The 16,881-nt window shown below is 60.0% G+C and carries 21 protein-coding genes; 14 read left to right on the top strand and 7 right to left on the bottom strand.

What is annotated here, in order from left to right; genetic code table 11:
- Positions 1-68 precede the first annotated feature (68 nt).
- A complete protein-coding gene (locus N438_RS07745; RefSeq protein ID WP_072125329.1) occupies positions 69-464 on the top strand; it encodes a lysozyme inhibitor LprI family protein in 396 nt (131 codons plus the stop codon).
- On the opposite strand, the gene rutR is transcribed toward N438_RS07745, so the two are convergent.
- Positions 461-1,099 carry an HTH-type transcriptional regulator RutR gene (gene rutR / locus N438_RS07740; RefSeq protein WP_002898883.1) on the bottom strand — a complete coding sequence of 213 codons (639 nt, stop codon included), beginning with the start codon at positions 1,097-1,099 and terminating at the stop codon, positions 461-463. The genes N438_RS07745 and rutR overlap by 4 nt on opposite strands.
- Positions 1,100-1,384: 285 nt before the next feature.
- Here rutR and rutA point away from each other — a divergent pair, with 285 nt between their 5' ends.
- The 7 genes from rutA to rutG are packed head-to-tail and all read left to right on the top strand — an operon-like array spanning position 1,385 to position 6,807.
- Positions 1,385-2,476: a pyrimidine utilization protein A gene (rutA, locus tag N438_RS07735; protein ID WP_004204507.1), complete on the top strand. Its 1,092-nt coding sequence runs from the start codon at positions 1,385-1,387 to the stop codon at positions 2,474-2,476.
- Entirely contained in the window at positions 2,476-3,186 is a 711-nt protein-coding gene (gene rutB / locus N438_RS07730) for a pyrimidine utilization protein B (RefSeq protein ID WP_008805941.1), read from the top strand. The genes rutA and rutB overlap by 1 nt, the downstream gene beginning before the upstream one ends.
- A complete protein-coding gene (gene rutC / locus N438_RS07725; RefSeq protein ID WP_004204505.1) occupies positions 3,179-3,571 on the top strand; it encodes a pyrimidine utilization protein C in 393 nt (130 codons plus the stop codon). The genes rutB and rutC overlap by 8 nt, the downstream gene beginning before the upstream one ends.
- Complete coding sequence (gene rutD / locus N438_RS07720; RefSeq protein WP_023339873.1) at positions 3,568-4,371, top strand: pyrimidine utilization protein D; 804 nt, start codon at positions 3,568-3,570, stop codon at positions 4,369-4,371. Before rutC ends, rutD begins: the two co-directional genes overlap by 4 nt.
- Complete coding sequence (locus tag N438_RS07715) at positions 4,368-4,958, top strand: malonic semialdehyde reductase (protein ID WP_023339872.1); 591 nt, start codon at positions 4,368-4,370, stop codon at positions 4,956-4,958. Before rutD ends, N438_RS07715 begins: the two co-directional genes overlap by 4 nt.
- 10 nt (positions 4,959-4,968) lie before the next feature.
- On the top strand, positions 4,969-5,463 hold the full coding sequence (rutF, locus tag N438_RS07710; RefSeq protein WP_012968592.1) for an NADH-dependent FMN reductase RutF: 495 nt from the start codon (positions 4,969-4,971) through the stop codon (positions 5,461-5,463).
- 21 nt (positions 5,464-5,484) lie between these two features.
- Positions 5,485-6,807, top strand: a complete 1,323-nt coding sequence (gene rutG, locus N438_RS07705) for a pyrimidine utilization transport protein G (protein ID WP_008805937.1) — start codon at positions 5,485-5,487, stop codon at positions 6,805-6,807.
- Positions 6,808-7,493: 686 nt separating this feature from the next.
- On the opposite strand, the gene N438_RS07695 is transcribed toward rutG, so the two are convergent.
- Positions 7,494-8,432: a DMT family transporter gene (locus tag N438_RS07695; RefSeq protein WP_116696206.1), complete on the bottom strand. Its 939-nt coding sequence runs from the start codon at positions 8,430-8,432 to the stop codon at positions 7,494-7,496.
- A gap of 162 nt (positions 8,433-8,594) precedes the next feature.
- Positions 8,595-8,768 (bottom strand): general stress protein, encoded by a 174-nt coding sequence (locus tag N438_RS07690; RefSeq protein WP_002898708.1) that lies wholly within the window; start codon positions 8,766-8,768, stop codon positions 8,595-8,597.
- Positions 8,769-8,885: 117 nt separating this feature from the next.
- Here N438_RS07690 and N438_RS27865 point away from each other — a divergent pair, with 117 nt between their 5' ends.
- The 3 genes from N438_RS27865 (at position 8,886) to N438_RS07680 (ending at position 10,049) form a co-directional block, all read left to right on the top strand.
- A complete protein-coding gene (locus N438_RS27865; protein ID WP_224224868.1) occupies positions 8,886-8,987 on the top strand; it encodes a hypothetical protein in 102 nt (33 codons plus the stop codon).
- A gap of 217 nt (positions 8,988-9,204) precedes the next feature.
- Positions 9,205-9,801, top strand: a complete 597-nt coding sequence (gene wrbA / locus N438_RS07685; protein WP_008805935.1) for an NAD(P)H:quinone oxidoreductase — start codon at positions 9,205-9,207, stop codon at positions 9,799-9,801.
- A 20-nt stretch (positions 9,802-9,821) separates the two neighbouring features.
- Positions 9,822-10,049: a YccJ family protein gene (locus tag N438_RS07680; protein WP_008805934.1), complete on the top strand. Its 228-nt coding sequence runs from the start codon at positions 9,822-9,824 to the stop codon at positions 10,047-10,049.
- A 67-nt stretch (positions 10,050-10,116) separates the two neighbouring features.
- Here N438_RS07680 and agp read toward each other — a convergent pair whose 3' ends face one another.
- Positions 10,117-11,364, bottom strand: coding sequence for a bifunctional glucose-1-phosphatase/inositol phosphatase (agp, locus tag N438_RS07675; protein WP_116696205.1), 1,248 nt, complete (start codon positions 11,362-11,364; stop codon positions 10,117-10,119).
- A gap of 152 nt (positions 11,365-11,516) precedes the next feature.
- On the opposite strand from agp, the gene N438_RS07670 reads away from it, so the two are divergent.
- Positions 11,517-11,966 (top strand): helix-turn-helix domain-containing protein, encoded by a 450-nt coding sequence (locus N438_RS07670; protein WP_012542276.1) that lies wholly within the window; start codon positions 11,517-11,519, stop codon positions 11,964-11,966.
- Between the two features lie 115 nt (positions 11,967-12,081).
- Positions 12,082-12,870 (top strand): SDR family oxidoreductase, encoded by a 789-nt coding sequence (locus N438_RS07665; protein WP_008805931.1) that lies wholly within the window; start codon positions 12,082-12,084, stop codon positions 12,868-12,870.
- A 20-nt stretch (positions 12,871-12,890) separates the two neighbouring features.
- Here the strand turns inward: N438_RS07665 and N438_RS07660 are convergent, their stop codons facing one another.
- Complete coding sequence (locus N438_RS07660; RefSeq protein ID WP_116696204.1) at positions 12,891-13,112, bottom strand: hypothetical protein; 222 nt, start codon at positions 13,110-13,112, stop codon at positions 12,891-12,893.
- A gap of 256 nt (positions 13,113-13,368) precedes the next feature.
- Between N438_RS07660 and N438_RS07655 the strand changes: the two genes are divergently transcribed.
- Positions 13,369-13,491 (top strand): small membrane protein, encoded by a 123-nt coding sequence (locus N438_RS07655; protein ID WP_002898600.1) that lies wholly within the window; start codon positions 13,369-13,371, stop codon positions 13,489-13,491.
- Positions 13,492-13,610: 119 nt separating this feature from the next.
- On the opposite strand, the gene N438_RS07650 is transcribed toward N438_RS07655, so the two are convergent.
- Both N438_RS07650 and N438_RS07640 read right to left on the bottom strand, forming a co-directional pair.
- The gene (locus tag N438_RS07650; RefSeq protein WP_008805929.1) at positions 13,611-15,002 is read right to left on the bottom strand and encodes an APC family permease; all 1,392 of its coding nucleotides are present in this window, start codon (positions 15,000-15,002) and stop codon (positions 13,611-13,613) included.
- Between the two features lie 353 nt (positions 15,003-15,355).
- Positions 15,356-16,777, bottom strand: coding sequence for a glutamine synthetase family protein (locus tag N438_RS07640; protein WP_008805927.1), 1,422 nt, complete (start codon positions 16,775-16,777; stop codon positions 15,356-15,358).
- Positions 16,778-16,881 lie beyond the last annotated feature (104 nt).

The raw sequence follows: 16,881 nt of genomic DNA, 5'->3' as shown, positions 1-16,881 counted from the left end.
TGACAGCCGACGTCAGCTGTGTTTAATTAAGGCTCCCGGACGGGAGCCTTTTTTATGGGAGCAGAACAATGAAACGCAAGTTATTTGCCGTGATGGCCCTGCTGGCCAGCGGCGCGGCGCTGGCGGACGAGTGCAGCAACGCCAATACCCAAACCGAAATGAATCAGTGCGCGGCCGCGCAGTATCAGGCGGCCGACAAAAAGCTGAATGACACCTGGCAGCAGGCCCTGCAGCGGGCGGTGGGTAAGCAACAAACATTACTGAAGCAGGCGCAGCAGGCATGGATCGCCCTGCGCGACGCCGATTGCGCCTTTCTCGCGTCCGGCGCCGAAGGCGGCAGCATGCAGCCGATGCTGGTAAGCCAGTGCATGACCGATAAGAGCGTGGAGCGGGAGTCTTTCCTCGCCTCGCTGCTGCAGTGCGAGGATGGCGATCAAAGCTGCCCGCTGCCGCCGGCCAATTAACGGACGCGAATGCCTTCGATAATCATCCGCTGGACATTATCGACCGTTTGTTCAAAAAAGGCCGCATCCTGCAGCGTGGCGCCGGTGACCGCCTCCACCTGGGTGGCGAAGTCGGCGTAATGCTGGGTGGTGGCCCAGATCATAAAGATTAAATGCTGCGGATCGACCGGCGCCAGCTTGCCGCGGTCGATCCAGCCGGAGACAATCGCCGATTTCTCATCGACCAGCGCTTTCAGGTCCCCGGTCAGTTCGCCCATCAGCAGCGGCGCCCCCTGCAGCATCTCGAGGCAGAAAAGCTTCGAGGCCTGGGGGTGATCGCGGGACACCTCCAGCTTCAGGCGAATATATTCGCGGATCGCCACCAGCGGGCTGATATCCTCGCGAAACGCCTTCAGCGGCGCCAGCCAGATGGCGAGGATCTGCTGCAGGACAGCCACATACAGCGCCTCTTTCGAAGGGTAGTAATAGAGCAGATTGGTTTTCGATACCCCGGCGCGCTCAGCCACCTGCTCCAGTCGCGTACCGTGAATACCAAATTGCGAAAATGCCTCCAGCGCGGCGGCCAGGATGGCCTCCTTTTTGGCGCTGACCGCTTGTGAACGTTTGCCGCTTTTCTTCACCGCGCCCTGTGCCATACATCCTCTCCTTCAGTTGATGCCACCAGCATAGCAAAAGCCCTTCGCCGACACGACCCCATGCACCCTGATTGCGCATGACTGCCGTTTTTTCGTGCACTGATTTTGACCATCCAGTCCACTTTTTTATCGTCATTTTTGGCAACCCAATAGCAACACATTAATAACATTAGCATTTATAAAACTGGCATTGCCTTTGCTTTACCTTTTCTGCGAGGTGGTCCAGGGAGAGGCAGGATGCCGCACCACCGCAACTCCATCTTCCATGACTGCAGAGAGGTAGGTATGAAAATTGGTGTTTTCGTTCCCATTGGCAACAACGGCTGGCTGATCTCCACCCATGCCCCGCAGTATATGCCGACCTTCGAACTGAATAAGGCTATCGTGCAGAAGGCCGAGCACTACCATTTCGACTTCGCGCTCTCCATGATCAAGCTGCGCGGCTTCGGCGGGAAAACTGAATTCTGGGATCACAACCTGGAGTCCTTCACCCTGATGGCCGGCCTGGCCGCGGTGACCTCGAAGATCCAGATCTACGCCACCGCCGCCACCCTGACGCTGCCGCCGGCGATTGTCGCCCGAATGGCCTCCACTATCGACTCCATCTCCGGCGGCCGGTTTGGCGTCAATCTGGTGACCGGCTGGCAAAAACCGGAATATGACCAGATGGGCATGTGGCCGGGAGATGACTATTTCGCCAGCCGCTATGACTATCTCACCGAATACGTTCAGGTGCTCCGTGACCTGTGGGGCACCGGGCGCAGCGATTTCAAAGGTGATTACTTCACCATGAACGACTGCCGGGTCAGCCCGCGCCCTTCGCAGCCGATGAAGGTGATCTGCGCCGGGCAGAGCGATGCCGGTATGGCCTTCTCCGCCCAGCACGCGGACTACAACTTCTGCTTTGGCAAAGGAGTCAACACGCCAACGGCCTTTGCCCCAACCGCCGCACGCATGATGCAGGCGGCGGAAAAAACCGGCCGCGACGTGGGGTCCTATGTGCTGTTTATGGTGATCGCCGACGAAACCGACGAGGCGGCGCGCGCCAAATGGGAACATTACAAAGCGGGCGCCGATGAAGAAGCGCTGGCGTGGCTCACCGAGCAGAGTCAGAAAGACACCCGCTCCGGCAGCGATACCAACGTGCGCCAGATGGCCGACCCCACCTCGGCGGTCAACATTAACATGGGCACCCTTGTCGGATCGTATGCCAGCGTCGCGCGGATGCTCGATGAAGTGGCGAGCGTGCCCGGCACCGACGGCGTGCTGCTGACCTTTGATGATTTTCTTGCCGGCATCGACGCCTTTGGCGAACGCATTCAGCCGCTGATGCGCTGCCGGGACCACATTGCTCCTGTTACCCGTGAGGTGGCCTGATGATTACCCTTCCCGCTCGCCCGGAATCCCTGACCTTCGCGCCGCAGCAGAGCGCGCTGATTGTGGTCGATATGCAGAATGCCTACGCCAGTCAGGGCGGTTATCTGGATCTCGCCGGCTTTGACGTCTCCGCCACCCGGCCGGTTATCGACAATATTAATACCGCCGTCGCCGCCGCCCGCGCCGCGGGCATGCTGATTATCTGGTTCCAGAATGGCTGGGATGACCAGTATGTTGAAGCTGGCGGCCCGGGCTCGCCGAACTATCACAAATCCAACGCGCTGAAAACGATGCGTCAGCGTCCGGAGCTGCAGGGCAAGCTGCTGGCGAAAGGCGGCTGGGATTATCAGCTGGTGGATGAGCTGACGCCGCAGGAAGGCGATATCGTGTTGCCGAAACCGCGTTACAGCGGCTTCTTTAACACCCCGCTCGACAGCATTTTACGCAGCCGCGGCATACGCCACCTGGTGTTCACCGGGATCGCTACCAACGTCTGCGTCGAATCGACGCTGCGCGATGGCTTCTTTCTCGAATACTTCGGCATCGTGCTGGAGGATGCCACCCATCAGGCCGGCCCGGCCTTCGCCCAGCAGGCGGCGCTGTTCAATATTGAAACCTTTTTCGGCTGGGTCAGCGACGTCGAGAGCTTCTGCCACGCGCTGTCCCCCGCCACCCCGCTGTCTTTAGCCAAGGAGAAACGTTATGCCTAAACAGGTGATTATTCCGCCAGGCACCACCACGCCGATTGCCCCCTTTGTTCCGGGAACGCTCGCCGACGGGGTGGTCTACGTCTCGGGCACCCTTCCGTTTGATAAGCAAAACAATGTGGTGCACATCGGCGACCCAAAGGCGCAAACCCGCCACGTGCTGGAGACCATCAAGAGCGTTATCGAAACGGCGGGCGGGAGTATGGCGGATGTGACTTTCAACAGCATCTTTATCACCGACTGGACAAATTACGCCGCGATTAACGAGGTCTACGCCGAGTTCTTCCCCGGCGATAAACCGGCCCGCTTCTGCATTCAGTGCGGACTGGTGAAGCCTGATGCGCTGGTGGAAATCGCCAGCGTCGCCCATATCGGCACCCCGACATGATGAGGCTCAATATTGCTCCAGCCCCATGGCCCGGCGCGCCGGTGGTGGTCCTCAGCGCCGGTCTGGGCGGCGGCGGCGGCTACTGGCTGGCGCAGCGCGCGGCGCTGGAGGCACAGTATCAGCTGGTGAGTTATGACCATAACGGGACCGGGGAAAACGCCGGCCCGCTGCCCGCCGACTACAGCATGGCGACGATGGCCCAGGAGCTGCTCAGCGCCCTGCAGGCGGCGGGGATCACCCGCTTTGCGCTGGTGGGCCACGCCCTGGGGGCGCTGATTGGCCTGCAGCTGGCGCTCGATCGCCCCGAGGCGGTGAGCGCCCTGGTGCTGGTCAACGGCTGGCTGACGCTGTCGCCACACACCCGCCGCTGCTTCCTGGTGCGCGAGCGTCTGCTGCATGCCGGCGGCGCGCAGGCGTGGGTTGAAGCGCAACCGCTGTTTCTCTACCCGGCGGAATGGATGGCCGCGCGCCTGCCGCGCCTCGAAGCGGAAGATGCGCTTGCCATCAGCCATTTTCAGGGCAAGGAGAATCTGCTGAAGCGGCTGCAGGCCCTGAAGCAGGCTGATTTTTCACGCCGTGCTGCGGCCATCGCCTGCCCGACGCTGATTGTCAGCGCCGCTGACGACCTGCTGGTCCCGGCCTCCTGCTCCCGCGTGCTGCAGGCGGCGATCCCCGGCAGCCAGCGTGTGGAGATGCCGTGGGGCGGCCATGCCTGTAACGTCACCGACGCCGATACGTTTAATACCATTTTATGCGACGGGCTGGCCGCTATGCTGCCGGTCGCCAGGGAGATCCGATGAACGACGCGATAAACCACACGGCCTGCGAGATGCTGTTTACCCAGGCCCGGACCCATAACGGCTGGCTGGATAAACCGGTGAGCGACGCGCAACTGCAGGCCATCTGGGACCTGATGAAAATGGGGCCTACCTCCGCCAACTGTTCGCCGGCGCGCATCGTGTTCGTGCGCAGCGCGGAAGGCAAAGAGAAACTCCGCCCAACGCTCTCCAGCGGCAATCTGCAGAAAACCATGCAGGCGCCGGTGACCGCCATCGTGGCATGGGATAGCGCCTTCTACGATCGGCTGCCGACCCTGTTTCCCCACGGTGACGCCCGCAGCTGGTTTACCTCCAGCCCGCAGCTGGCGGAAGAGACCGCGTTTCGCAACAGCTCGCTGCAGGCGGCGTACCTGATTTTCGCCTGCCGCGCGCTGGGCCTCGACACCGGGCCGATGTCCGGTTTTGACCGGGAAAAAGTCGACGCGGCGTTTTTCGCCGACAACGGCTGGAAAAGCAACCTGCTGGTAAATATCGGCTATGGCGACCCCGGCAAGCTGTATGGTCGCCTGCCGCGTCTGTCCTTTGATGAAGCCTGCCTGCTGGCATAAGGAGTTTGCGATGGAGTTAGCGGACAAAGCGAGTTTTCGTGACGCCATGGCCCACGTCGGCGCCGCGGTTAACATTATTACCACCGATGGCCCGGCGGGCCGGGCGGGGTTCACCGCCAGCGCGGTCTGCAGCGTTACCGACACGCCGCCGACCCTGCTGGTCTGCCTGAACCGCTCGGCCTCGGTGTGGCCGGTGTTCAGCGAACACCACACGCTGTGCGTCAATACCCTGGCGGCCGGACAGGAGGCCCTGTCGACGCTGTTTGGCGGTAAAACGGCAATGGACGAGCGCTTTGCCGCCGCCGACTGGCAGACCGGCGCCACCGGCTGTCCGCGGCTGGAGGCGGCGCTGGTCAGCTTCGACTGCCGCATCGACCAGCGCGTCAGCGTCGGGACGCACGACATCCTGTTTTGTCACGTCGTGGCCATTACCCGTCACCCGGAGCCCCGGGGACTGATGTGGTTTGACCGCGGTTATCACACGCTTATGCGACCCGCTTGTTAACCTTTAACCCGGGATATCATCATGGCACTCTTCGATTTTCCTCGCTGGAAGTTGACCTCCCCGGCCGCTGAGTCCGGCGTTGTCGCCCCCGATGAACGCTTGTCGGCCGGACAAACGCTGGTGATGGGCGTGCAGCACGCCGTTGCGATGTTCGGTGCGACGGTGCTGATGCCGTTGTTGATGGGGCTCGACCCCAACCTGTCGATTCTGATGTCGGGCGTCGGCACTCTGCTGTTCTTTGTCGTCACCGGCGGACGGGTGCCGAGCTATCTCGGCTCCAGCGCCGCTTTTGTCGGGGTGGTGATCGCCATTACCGGCTTTAACGGCCAGGGGCTGAACCCTCATCTGAGCGTCGCCCTTGGCGGGATCATCGCCTGCGGGCTGGTTTACACCCTGATTGGTCTGGTGGTGATGAAGATCGGCACCCGCTGGATCGAGCGCCTGATGCCGCCGGTGGTGACCGGCGCGGTGGTGATGGCAATCGGCCTGAACCTGGCGCCGATTGCCGTGCGCAGCGTGTCCGCCAGCGCCTTCGACAGCTGGATGGCGGTGTTGACCGTGCTCTGCATCGGCATAGTCGCGGTATTTACCCGCGGGATGCTGCAGCGTCTGCTGATCCTGGTCGGCCTGATCGTCGCCTGCGCACTGTACGCCCTGCTGGCTAACGGCTTTGGCCTTGGCAAGCCGCTGGACTTCTCCCCCCTCGCCCAAGCGGCGTGGTTCGGGCTGCCGCACTTTACCACCCCATCCTTTAACGGTCAGGCGATGATGTTGATTGCGCCGGTCGCGGTGATCCTGGTAGCCGAGAACCTCGGGCACCTGAAGGCCGTCGCCGGGATGACCGGGCGCAATATGGACCCGTACATGGGGCGCGCCTTCGTCGGCGACGGGCTGGCGACCATGCTCTCCGGCTCGGTGGGCGGCAGCGGGGTCACGACCTATGCGGAGAACATTGGCGTCATGGCGGTAACCAAGGTCTATTCGACGCTGGTCTTTGTCGCCGCGGCGCTGATTGCCATGCTGCTCGGCTTCTCGCCGAAGTTTGGCGCATTAATCCACACCATTCCCGGGCCGGTGATCGGCGGCGCCTCGATCGTGGTGTTTGGCTTAATTGCCGTCGCCGGGGCGCGGATCTGGGTGCAAAACCGGGTCGACCTCAGTCAGAACAGCAATCTGATCATGGTGTCTGTCACCCTGGTGCTGGGCGCAGGGGATTTCGCGCTGTCGCTGGGCGGCTTTACGCTGGGCGGGATTGGCACGGCCACCTTCGGGGCGATCCTGCTGCACGCGCTGCTTCATCGCGGGACGCGCGAGGCGAAGGAGGCCAGGGTAACGCCGGTGTAAGCCACATTAGCGCGGTGTTGGCACGTGGGCCTGGGTGGTGTGAGCCTGTAGGTCGGATAAGGCATTTATGCCGCCATCCGGCACCGCCGCAGGTACGGAGCCTGACCGACCGGCGGCGCTGCGCTGGCGCGGGCCGACTGACCGTCAGGGCTGGATAATTTGATACGGTTATCGGTTTGCAACGGTTTCACCCCGGAAAATCGGTTGTTCTGTGTTATTTCCGGGCAGATGGCGCTCCCGATAGGTCTTCTGCGTTATGCCTCTCCTGGCGCAGGGAGCGCACAGGGGGCGGCCAGTCGCCGCCGCCCCCTGTACCCCCGGGCTCCGGCCAGCAACATCGCCACTGCGTGGTGCCTTCGACTTATCCCTGCAGGCTTCGGGTCGGGCCGAGGCAGCGTCCCTGCAAAACACGGCCCTCAGCCCGCATCCATGCGGGCTGCCCCGGCCTTCCGGGAACGTCTCAGCGATGTTGAGGCCGCCAACACCGGCAGTTTCAGCAGCCCCTACGCCAGCGGTGAGTTGGGGTTGTAGGCCGGGCAAGGCGTGAGCCGCCACCCGGCATAAAAGCGACGCCGTGCCTGATGTCATCGCCCGGCGGCGCTGCGCTGGCGCGGGCCTGGAGTCAATCAGAGCCGGACGAGTAGGCCAGCCAGGATAAGCGCCGCTGTAGGATCAGAAGCGTAAAATTATGGCTCGCGGCGATCGGCCAGGTCCGTGAGCGGCTGCGCATCGTCGTTTGTGGAAACCTGCGGCGGCGACTTGCGCTTCCACTTCAGCTCGCTTACCAGCACTCCCGCGAGGATCAAGACGCAGCCGAGCAGAGCCAGCAGCGGCAGACGCTCACCGGCCAGCCGGCCAAAAATACCGGCCCATACCGGTTCACCGGTATAGATAAGGGTGGCGCGCGTCGGCGAGACGCTGCGCTGCGCCCAGTTCATGGTCACCTGAATGATCGCGCTGAAAATCCCCAGCCCCAGCGCGACGCCGAGCAGGGCCGTCGTCAACGGCGGAACCGCCTCACCCGCCGGCTTCATGGCGGCGAAAGCCACCAGCGACGCGGTCGCCAGTTGCACGACCGTCACCCGGCGGACATCGACTTTCCCGGCCCAGGCGCTGATAAGGATAATCTCCGCCGCGATCGCCAGCGCGCTCGCCAGAGTAATCATCTCCCCCACGCCAAGCGCCAGCAGATTATTTTCCGGCCCGGCCAGCAGGATCAAACCGATAAACGCCAGCACAATCCCCACGCAGGACATCACCCCCGGCATACGACCCAGGCACAGCCACTGCAGCAGCGGTACCAGCGGCACATACATCGCCGTGATAAAGGCAGATTTACTGCTGGAGATCGACTGCAGTCCCCAGGTCTGCAGGCCATACCCCAGCGCAATCGCCACGCCAATCGCCACCCCCGCCTTCACCTCCAGCCACGTCAGCCCTCGCAGGGTGCGCAGCGAGAGCAGGCCCACCGCCAGCGCGGCAGTCGCGAAACGCAGACCGACAAAAAACAGCGGCCCGCTGAGGCTCACCGCATACTGCACGGCAAGGAACGTCCCTCCCCAGAACATGGTGATCATGATGAGAAGCGCTTCCTGGCGGGTAATGGAGAATTTTAACGAAGACATAAGGCAGCCATGACGATTAACGGGCGACCAGTGTGCAATCCGCCCGGCGGGAGCGCAACCACCGACAGATAAAAAAACCGCCGGCAGATGCCGGCGGCGAGGGCGATGCGGTTGGGTCGGGGAGATTAACACCGCATCAAAGAGAACAGTGCGAGTCGCGCGTTAACTTTCACGACTACCGTGACTGTTTTTACCCCCTTTTTTGCCAGCCTCTGAGGCGCGCTGAGGGTCATTTTTAAAATTCCCCCCGCTATGCTGGCCACCTTTACGTCCTGCTTCTGATGCTCTTTCACGGTCTTCAGCAAAGTTGCCAGAACCGCCACGATGGTTTGCCATTACTGACCTCCATTAGGTTAGACATCATAGTGCATTACGCGGGAGCGGCGACGCCGCTGTCTTACCGCGTATCTATAAGGTTAGTGAATGACTGCCGCTGACGGCGGCAAATGAAATATCCAGAAACAAACCCGGGCGAAAAAAGCCCCCTCGCGGCGCGTACGGGTTCTAACCTGCTCTGCTGGCGGAGAAAAAATAGTCGGCAAAAATGTATCCTGATGCTACACCCTTGCCACACCGGCCAAAATAGCAGGCACAACGCTTCCTCCTTCTCTCCCTTTCAGGCCGCGCGGTGCAAGGAAAAGTAAATAATGCTTTGTCATTTTGTTATAAATCAAATAAATGCCCGTTGGATTTGCACTCTCCGGCGGAGGCTTTATCTTTAAAGGTAACCAGCCATTTGGCTGGCTTATAACGCAACCGAGGAGTGATGGAAATGGCTAAAATTCTGGTGCTTTATTATTCCATGTATGGACACATTGAAACCATGGCTCACGCCGTCGCCGATGGGGCAAACCGGGTGGATGGCGTTGAGGTGGTTGTGAAGCGCGTGCCGGAAACCATGCAGGCTGAAGCATTTGCCAAAGCAGGCGGGAAAACGCAAAACGCGCCCGTCGCCACGCCGCAGGAGCTGGCAGAGTATGACGCCATCATCTTTGGTACCCCAACTCGTTTCGGCAACATGTCCGGTCAGATGCGCACCTTCCTCGATCAAACCGGCGGTCTGTGGGCGTCCGGCGCCCTGTACGGCAAGATCGCCAGCGTATTCAGCTCAACCGGCACCGGCGGCGGACAGGAACAAACCATTACCTCGACCTGGACGACGCTGGCCCACCACGGCATGATCATCGTCCCGATCGGCTACGGCGCCCAGGAGCTGTTTGATATTTCCCAGGTCCGCGGCGGTACCCCTTATGGCGCGACCACCATCGCCGGCGGAGACGGCTCGCGTCAGCCGAGCGAGGAAGAGTTAGCCATCGCCCGCTATCAGGGCGAACATGTCGCCAAACTGGCCGTTAAAGTCCACGGCTAATCTTCTGCAGGAGGAGTAACATGCCAACTCAAGAAGCAAAAGCACATCGCGTCGGCGAATGGGCAAGTTTACGTAACACCTCGCCGGAGATCGCCGAGGCGATTTTCGAAGTCGCCCACTACGATGAAAAACTGGCGGAGCAAATCTGGGAAGAAGGCAGCGACGAAGTGCTGGCGCTGGCCTTTGCCAAAACCGATAAAGATGCGCTGTTCTGGGGTGAACAGACGATTGAGCGTAAAAACGTCTAGGACGTTTATTTCCGCCAGGTCTCGCCCTAACCTGCTAAAAAACCCGGATTGCTCCGGGTTTTTTACATTATTTCGCCGCCTCGTTGATCACCTTTTTAAAGGTCTCCAGCGGACAGAATCCCTGATCGTCAACCGGGCAGCCGTTAAGCGCCAGGGTGACCCGCTGCGGCGGGGCCTGCAGGGTTAACGCGTCGGCGTTACGCAGCTGTTCAGTACTTTGATAGACATACTCAATCTTCATCAGATCGCGATTACCGGCGCTGTCATGCCAGCGCTGAAACAGCAGTTTGCCGCCAATGGGCGTGCGCTCGTACTGGCCAGGTAGTTGATAAGGCTTAAAGTCCAGGGCCGTCAGCAGCGAGGCGATATTCGAGTCGTGCCCCACCAGCAGCGTGACTTTCGCCTTGTTGGCCTCCTCGCCCACCAGCGCGTTATCGATATATTTAACCAGCGGTTTGGCGACGTTTTGCGCCACTGCCGTCGAGGTAAACAGACTATCCTGGTAGCCGTTTTTCAGCTTCGACAGCACCTGCCATTGCTTATCGCTGGTGATTTCCCCCCACGCCACCTGGTCTTTCGGGAAACCTTCATAATATTGCAGGGTGAAGGCGTCCACCAGCGAGTTGCCCACCTTCAGCGGACCGGAAACCCCCGGCTCCTGTTGATAACCGGCGCTAAAGGTATCCTTACCCTCGCTCAGCGAGCAGACCTGCTTCTCTTTGCAGGAGGGCGAGTTGCGGTAATCGATCATCGTCTCCAGCAGCTTATAGCTCTCGGTCAGTTGCATCCCCTGACGCTCTTTTTCCATCGCCTGCAGCGCTTTCTCGCGAAACGCGGGGGAGTCGTCGGTAATAACCGGGTTGAAGATCGGGTCCATGGTGCCCATCTGCGGCTGATGGTGCACCGTGATACCGCAGCCCGGGAACGCGCCGGTGATAAAGAACTGCGCGGTGGCGACGGTGCGCTGCAGGCTGTTGGCATAGGCGTAAACCGCGTTTTCCGGCGGGCACTCACCGCCGGTCACCAGCTTCTGCTGCGCCAGCCATTCGCGCATATAGTGGCCCATATACACCTCCAGCACGCCGCCTTTGGTGGTCAGCTGGCCGCCCGGCACATCCCACTGCGGCCAGGCCTTGGCGGTGGACTGCTCGAGCACGCTGCCGTTATTGGCCAGCGGCGCACGCAGGTTGTGACGGCTCATGATCAGCACCTGCTGCAGCTGATACCCCTCCGGGGCGGCCGAGTCCTGCGCCTGAGCGCCAGCGGATAACATCACCGCGCCGGCAACGGCGGCGGCAAGTAGACGTTTTTTCATCCCTTCATCCTTAGTCGTTTATTATCATCGCGTTAATTGTGACGGATTTATGACATTTTTCCTGGTAATCGCTCGCAAACTTAGACCGTAGCCGAAAATTTCCCCTGCCGGGCAAAGAGTTTTATAATGAAACAATTAACCTGGAGGCTTTCGTGAAACGTACCCGTCTGGAAAACAGCTGTTGCCCTATCGCCCGCTCCCTCGATGTTATCGGCGACTGGTGGTCGCTGCTGATCGTCCGCGATGCTCTACGCGGGGTGCGCCGGTTTAGCGAATTCCAGAAAAACCTCGGTATTGCCAAAAACATGCTCGCCGGGCGGCTGAAAATGCTGGTGGATGAAGGCATCCTGCGCCTGCAGCCGGCCTCCGATGGCAGCGCCTGGCAGGAGTATGTCCTGACCGACAAGGGCCGTGCCCTGCAGACGGTGCTGGTCGCCCTCTCCCAGTGGGCAGACGACTATCTGTTCGAGCCCGACGAACCGGCGACCCGGCTCATTGACCGTCAGCAGCGCCAGCCCCTGCGTAAGCTGGTCCTGCAGGCGGCGGATGGCCGTGAGCTGGCCCCGGCAGACATCACCATCGCTATTCCGCTGAACGACTAAACGCTGCCCGCGGCAGGCAAAAATGAAAAAGTCCGGACAAAATGGTTGCATTATTAAACCTAATATCTCATGCTGAATTTGGTTTAATAATGCAACCTTTTACGAGGCAATTCTCATGACCCAACCATCGCACACTGCTTTTATCACTGGCGCGTCCTCAGGTATCGGCGCGATCTATGCCGAACGACTCGCCGCCCGCGGCTACAACCTGATCCTCGCCGCCCGTCGTGAAGACCGGCTGCTGGCGCTCGCCGACCAGCTGCAGGCACGCTACGCCATCCAGGCCAGCATCCTCAAAGCCGATCTTAGCGAAGAGCACGGGATTGCCGCCGTAGAGCAGCGTCTGCAGCAGGATCCCGCCATCGACCTGTTCATTAACAACGCCGGCACCGCGAAAATGGCGGGTTTTCTCGCCAGTACGCCGCGGGAGCACCAGGCGATTCATACGCTCAATACCACGGCGCTGCTGCGCCTGAGCTATGCCGCGCTGGCCGCTTTCATCCCACGACGCCGGGGAACGCTCATTAATATTGCCTCCATCCTCGCGCTACATACGCTGCCAGGTAGCGCGGTCTACAGCGCCAGTAAAGCCTGGGTGTTGAGCTTCACCCGCGGTCTGCAGGATGAGTTTGCCGACAGCGGCGTGCGTATTCAGGCGGTATTGCCGGCGGCGACCGCCACCGATCTCTGGCCGACCTCCGGCGTGGCGTTGAACGCCCTGCCCACCGGCACGGTGATGACCACAGAGGATCTGGTGGACGCCGCTCTCAGGGGGCTGGAGATGGGGGAACAGGTCACCTTACCACCGGTTCATGACCTGGGACTATGGGAGGCTTTTGAGCAGTCCAGACTGGCGCTGTTTACCAGCGCACGAACCGGACAGCCTGCGCCGCGGTATCGCTAAGCGGCACCTTGCGGCGGGCATTACTCCGGTAGCGGAACCGCCGTCAGGGTACAAATGGCCTCGTGCTCGCCGCCGCGGCGATCGGTGATCACCACCTTATCGCCCGCTTTTTTGCCTTCACACGGCTTGAGGACCTGCTCCACGATCTGCTCGCGGCTCGCCTGACCTTCACTTTCAGCCTGGCTGGCAAAGGCAGACAGCGCCAGCACCACGCCCAGCAGGCTGAGGGATTTCTTATACATGACTGACTCTCAGATCGTTCTTATTCGCGGTCAGCGTAACCCGCTGTACGCCGCACTTCTGTAAAATCACTTAACGGAGTGTTACATCCTTTCAGGTGAAACCCGGGCGGTCACATTCCTGCGGGAAATATTTTATCACAACCCCGCCGCCGGATATTCTCGCGATGAGGCGTCATCTTTCAGACATATCCCGATGTTATCTTCAAACAGAGCCCTGTATCTTTTTCCCTTTCTAAACAGAATATTAGGTTGGTCTATGTCGGGTCTTATTCTCTTTATCGTCGCGGTGGCGCTGCTGGGCGTCGCCATCTACAGCCTGGTGTCGTACCTCAAAGAGCGGCGCGCCAGTCAGTTACCTGTCCATAAAAAGAAGAAATAATACCTTCCGTTCCCCGCCGTTTTCTGCTGATTTCTTTACCGTCCTGTACTGTCCCTTACCGAACCAAAAACGAAGGCAGGCCTGTGGGCCTGCCTTCGCTCAAGCGCAGTATCAAACGTTTATGACTCCCAGGCCTGCTCCGCTTTGGTGGCATCGAACTGCGGCGGCGGTTTACGGAAGCGTCGGGTCAGGTAAGCCAGGTACAGCAGGCCAAGCGCCGCCCACACCAGACCAAGCGTTAGCGAGGTGGCCTCGAGGTTGATCCACAGCACGCCCACCGTCAACGCGCCGACCATCGGCAACAGCAGATAGTGCAGCCGATCCTTCCAGGTTTTGTTATACCCCTTGCGCCGCCAGAAGTGGTTGAACACCGACAGATTTACGAAAGTGAACGCCACCAGCGCGCCGAAGTTGATCAACGCCGTGGCGGTCACCAGGTCGAAGAACAGCGCCGACAACGCAACGATGCCCACCATAATCACGTTCAGCGCCGGGGTACGCCATTTCGGATGCACATAGCCAAAAATGCGCTCCGGGAAGACGTTGTCGCGGCCCATCACGTACAGCAGACGGGAGACGCTGGCATGCGAGGCCAGGCCCGATGCCAGGGTGTTAACAAAGGTGGTGCACAGGAAAATCGACTGGAACAGCTTGCCGCCCACGTACAGCGCAATCTCCGGCAGCGCGGCATCGGGGTCTTTAAAGCGATGAATATCCGGGAAGAACAGCTGCATAAAGAACGACGCGACGATGAAAATAATGCCGCCGTACATCGCAGTAAGAAAAATCGCTTTCGGGATCACCCGTGCGGCGTCAGGGGTCTCTTCCGACAGCGTGGTCACCGCGTCGAAGCCGAGAAACGAGAAGCAGACAATCGTCGCGCCGGTAATAATCGGGATCAGATGCGCATTCTGGCTGATAAACGGCTGCAGCGACCAGACGGTCCCCACCCCCTCGCCTTTGTGCAGCCCCTGCACCACCAGAATGACAAACACCACCATGATCGAAATCTGCACGAGCACGAACAGGGTGTTGAAGTTGGCCACCAGGTTAACGCTTTTCAGGTTCGCGGCGGTCAGAATGGCGACAAAGGTGACCACCCACACCCATGGCGGCACCTCCGGGAACAGCGCCGAGAGATAGATCTTCGCCAGCAGGACGTTGATCATCGGCAGAAACAGATAATCGAGCAGCGACGACCAGCCGACCATAAAACCGACGTGCGGACTGATGGATTTTTGCGCGTAGGTATAGGCGGAACCGGCTTCCGGGAACTGACGCACCAGTTTGCCGTAGCTGATGGCGGTGAACAGCACCCCGGCCAGCGCCAACAGATAAGACGCCGGTACGTGGCCATTGCTGATGCCGGAGACGATGCCGAAGGTATCAAACACCGTCATCGGCGTCAGATAGGCCAGCCCCATCATCACCACTTGCCAGAGTTTGAGGGATTTACGCAGGCGTGGTCTGCCCGCCTGAGCGGCGTTATGCGCAGGAAGATTAATAGCCATCGCCCATTCCCCCCTTGCTGTTAACAGTTTGCGGACCCAACGTCCGCGTGACAAACCTGCTTAGCAAAGGGGTAAGGCATAGATAAAAGGGTAAGACGGACCGGTGAGCGGTAGCTGGCTGGCATTCCATACGGCCTGAGCGGCCTCCCTCTCCCTGCGGATATTTGAACATCTGCATCATCTCATTTCCTCGTCACACACTGTGTCGTTAACTGAAGCCCCGTTGCCGCCTGCGCTCCTTAACGCGACATCCGGGAAATGGCTGGGCTCCCAGCAAAAAGGACGACCAGGCTCCGCTCAGGCCGTATGATGCTACTGATTACCAAACTCATGGGCCCCTCGCGGGGCGACCATCAGGCGTTTTTCAACATCCACTCAATTTCGGTTTCTGTGATAAGACGCTCAAACTGCAGTAATTCATCATGCTTACAGGCATGGAAAACGTGGCAGAAACGCTCACCGAGGCGCTCGCGCAGATGATCGTTCTGCATAAACTCCCACAGCGCATCGCTCTGGCGGATCGGGAACGGCAGGCCCTCTTGTTCCAGACCGTTACCTTCCACCTCTTCCTGCAAAGGCAGCTGGGGGTTATCCAGCCCGTGCAGAATGCCGGCAAAAATCGCCGCCATCACCAGATACGGGTTGGCGTCCGCCCCCGCCACGCGATACTCGACGCGGTGGTTCTGCCGCTCGCCGCACGGAATACGCAAGGCCACGGTGCGGTTGTTATGCCCCCACGAAGCCTGCGTCGGGACGTACATCCCCGGCTGGAAGCGGCGATACGAGTTCACGTTCGGCGCCAGCAGCGCCATCGAGGCCGGCATCAGATCGATCATCCCGGCCAGCGCGCGTTTGAGCAGCACAGAGTCTTCCCCGTCGCCGTCCACCAGCACGTTTTCCCCTTTATTGTTCAGCATGCTGATGTGGATGTGCATCCCGCTGCCCGCATGCTCTTCATAAGGCTTCGCCATAAAAGTGGCGTGCATCTTATGCTTCTCCGCCATTAAACGCACGAGACGTTTTAACGCCAGCGCATCATCGCAGGCATCCAGCACGTTATCGGTATGGTGAAGGTTGATTTCAAACTGGCCCGGCGAGGCTTCCGCCACCGCGCCGTCGGCGGGGATCAGCTGCAGTTTGGCCAGCTCGTCGATGTCATAAAGCACGTCGGCAAAGTGGTTCAGGTTATCGACGGAGTAGACCTGGCTTTGGGTGTTGCGATCGTCGGTGCCCGGCGCGCACGGCGGCTGGAGGTAGCCTTCGGCGTCGCGTTTGCGGTCCAGTAAATAGAACTCCAGCTCTACCGCTACCACGGGGAACAGCCCGCGCTGGCGCAACTGCTGCCAGAGGCGGTTGAGTACGTTCCGCGGCTCAACGTCAAAGGGAGCGCCATCTTCATCAACCATGGTCAGCTGTACCTGGGCTATCGATTGTGGGTCAGCCGCCGAAGGCGTTAAGGTGCCGGGTACCGGAATGCAGCTGCGATCCGGTTCGCCCATATCCTGACCCAGGCCGGCCTCTTCCACCACATTGCCAAGAATATCCATTGCAAACACCGAGGCCGGGAAATAACAGCCTTTCTCCAGTTTGCTCAGGCCGGCAACCGGAATGCGCTTGCCGCGGAAGCAGCCGTTCAGGTCGGTAAGGAGGACATCGACATACTGGGTATCGGGGTAGGTTTCGAGGTAGCGCTTCACTTCTTTCGCGAACGCGCTGACCCGTCTCTCTTCCGTCTGCTGAACAAAGTTCTCAACTTCTACGATATTGGTTTCCATGATTCACCGCCGTTGGTTGGGTTTCGGTCCTGTGCTCAGACCGTTAAATATAATGTCCACCCCATCGACTGTGTATGCAAATAAATTGTTTGTCAAATGTTAAA

Source organism: Klebsiella sp. GL120222-02, from assembly GCF_003097195.1.
GTDB classification, from domain to species: Bacteria; Pseudomonadota; Gammaproteobacteria; order Enterobacterales; family Enterobacteriaceae; genus Klebsiella; species Klebsiella variicola.
Note: the sequence above shows the minus strand (reverse complement) of the source record. Positions and strands in the feature narration are given on the sequence as shown.

What these genes read in the sequence shown, in the direction of transcription:
- N438_RS07745 (WP_072125329.1), top strand. Translation starts at nt 69, where the DNA reads ATGAAACGCAAGTTATTTGCCGTGATGGCCCTGCTGGCCAGCGGCGCG.
- rutR (WP_002898883.1), bottom strand. Translation starts at nt 1,099, where the DNA reads ATGGCACAGGGCGCGGTGAAGAAAAGCGGCAAACGTTCACAAGCGGTC.
- rutA (WP_004204507.1), top strand. Translation starts at nt 1,385, where the DNA reads ATGAAAATTGGTGTTTTCGTTCCCATTGGCAACAACGGCTGGCTGATC.
- rutB (WP_008805941.1), top strand. Translation starts at nt 2,476, where the DNA reads ATGATTACCCTTCCCGCTCGCCCGGAATCCCTGACCTTCGCGCCGCAG.
- rutC (WP_004204505.1), top strand. Translation starts at nt 3,179, where the DNA reads ATGCCTAAACAGGTGATTATTCCGCCAGGCACCACCACGCCGATTGCC.
- rutD (WP_023339873.1), top strand. Translation starts at nt 3,568, where the DNA reads ATGATGAGGCTCAATATTGCTCCAGCCCCATGGCCCGGCGCGCCGGTG.
- N438_RS07715 (WP_023339872.1), top strand. Translation starts at nt 4,368, where the DNA reads ATGAACGACGCGATAAACCACACGGCCTGCGAGATGCTGTTTACCCAG.
- rutF (WP_012968592.1), top strand. Translation starts at nt 4,969, where the DNA reads ATGGAGTTAGCGGACAAAGCGAGTTTTCGTGACGCCATGGCCCACGTC.
- rutG (WP_008805937.1), top strand. Translation starts at nt 5,485, where the DNA reads ATGGCACTCTTCGATTTTCCTCGCTGGAAGTTGACCTCCCCGGCCGCT.
- N438_RS07695 (WP_116696206.1), bottom strand. Translation starts at nt 8,432, where the DNA reads ATGTCTTCGTTAAAATTCTCCATTACCCGCCAGGAAGCGCTTCTCATC.
- N438_RS07690 (WP_002898708.1), bottom strand. Translation starts at nt 8,768, where the DNA reads ATGGCAAACCATCGTGGCGGTTCTGGCAACTTTGCTGAAGACCGTGAA.
- wrbA (WP_008805935.1), top strand. Translation starts at nt 9,205, where the DNA reads ATGGCTAAAATTCTGGTGCTTTATTATTCCATGTATGGACACATTGAA.
- N438_RS07680 (WP_008805934.1), top strand. Translation starts at nt 9,822, where the DNA reads ATGCCAACTCAAGAAGCAAAAGCACATCGCGTCGGCGAATGGGCAAGT.
- agp (WP_116696205.1), bottom strand. Translation starts at nt 11,364, where the DNA reads ATGAAAAAACGTCTACTTGCCGCCGCCGTTGCCGGCGCGGTGATGTTA.
- N438_RS07665 (WP_008805931.1), top strand. Translation starts at nt 12,082, where the DNA reads ATGACCCAACCATCGCACACTGCTTTTATCACTGGCGCGTCCTCAGGT.
- N438_RS07660 (WP_116696204.1), bottom strand. Translation starts at nt 13,112, where the DNA reads ATGTATAAGAAATCCCTCAGCCTGCTGGGCGTGGTGCTGGCGCTGTCT.
- N438_RS07655 (WP_002898600.1), top strand. Translation starts at nt 13,369, where the DNA reads ATGTCGGGTCTTATTCTCTTTATCGTCGCGGTGGCGCTGCTGGGCGTC.
- N438_RS07650 (WP_008805929.1), bottom strand. Translation starts at nt 15,002, where the DNA reads ATGGCTATTAATCTTCCTGCGCATAACGCCGCTCAGGCGGGCAGACCA.
- N438_RS07640 (WP_008805927.1), bottom strand. Translation starts at nt 16,777, where the DNA reads ATGGAAACCAATATCGTAGAAGTTGAGAACTTTGTTCAGCAGACGGAA.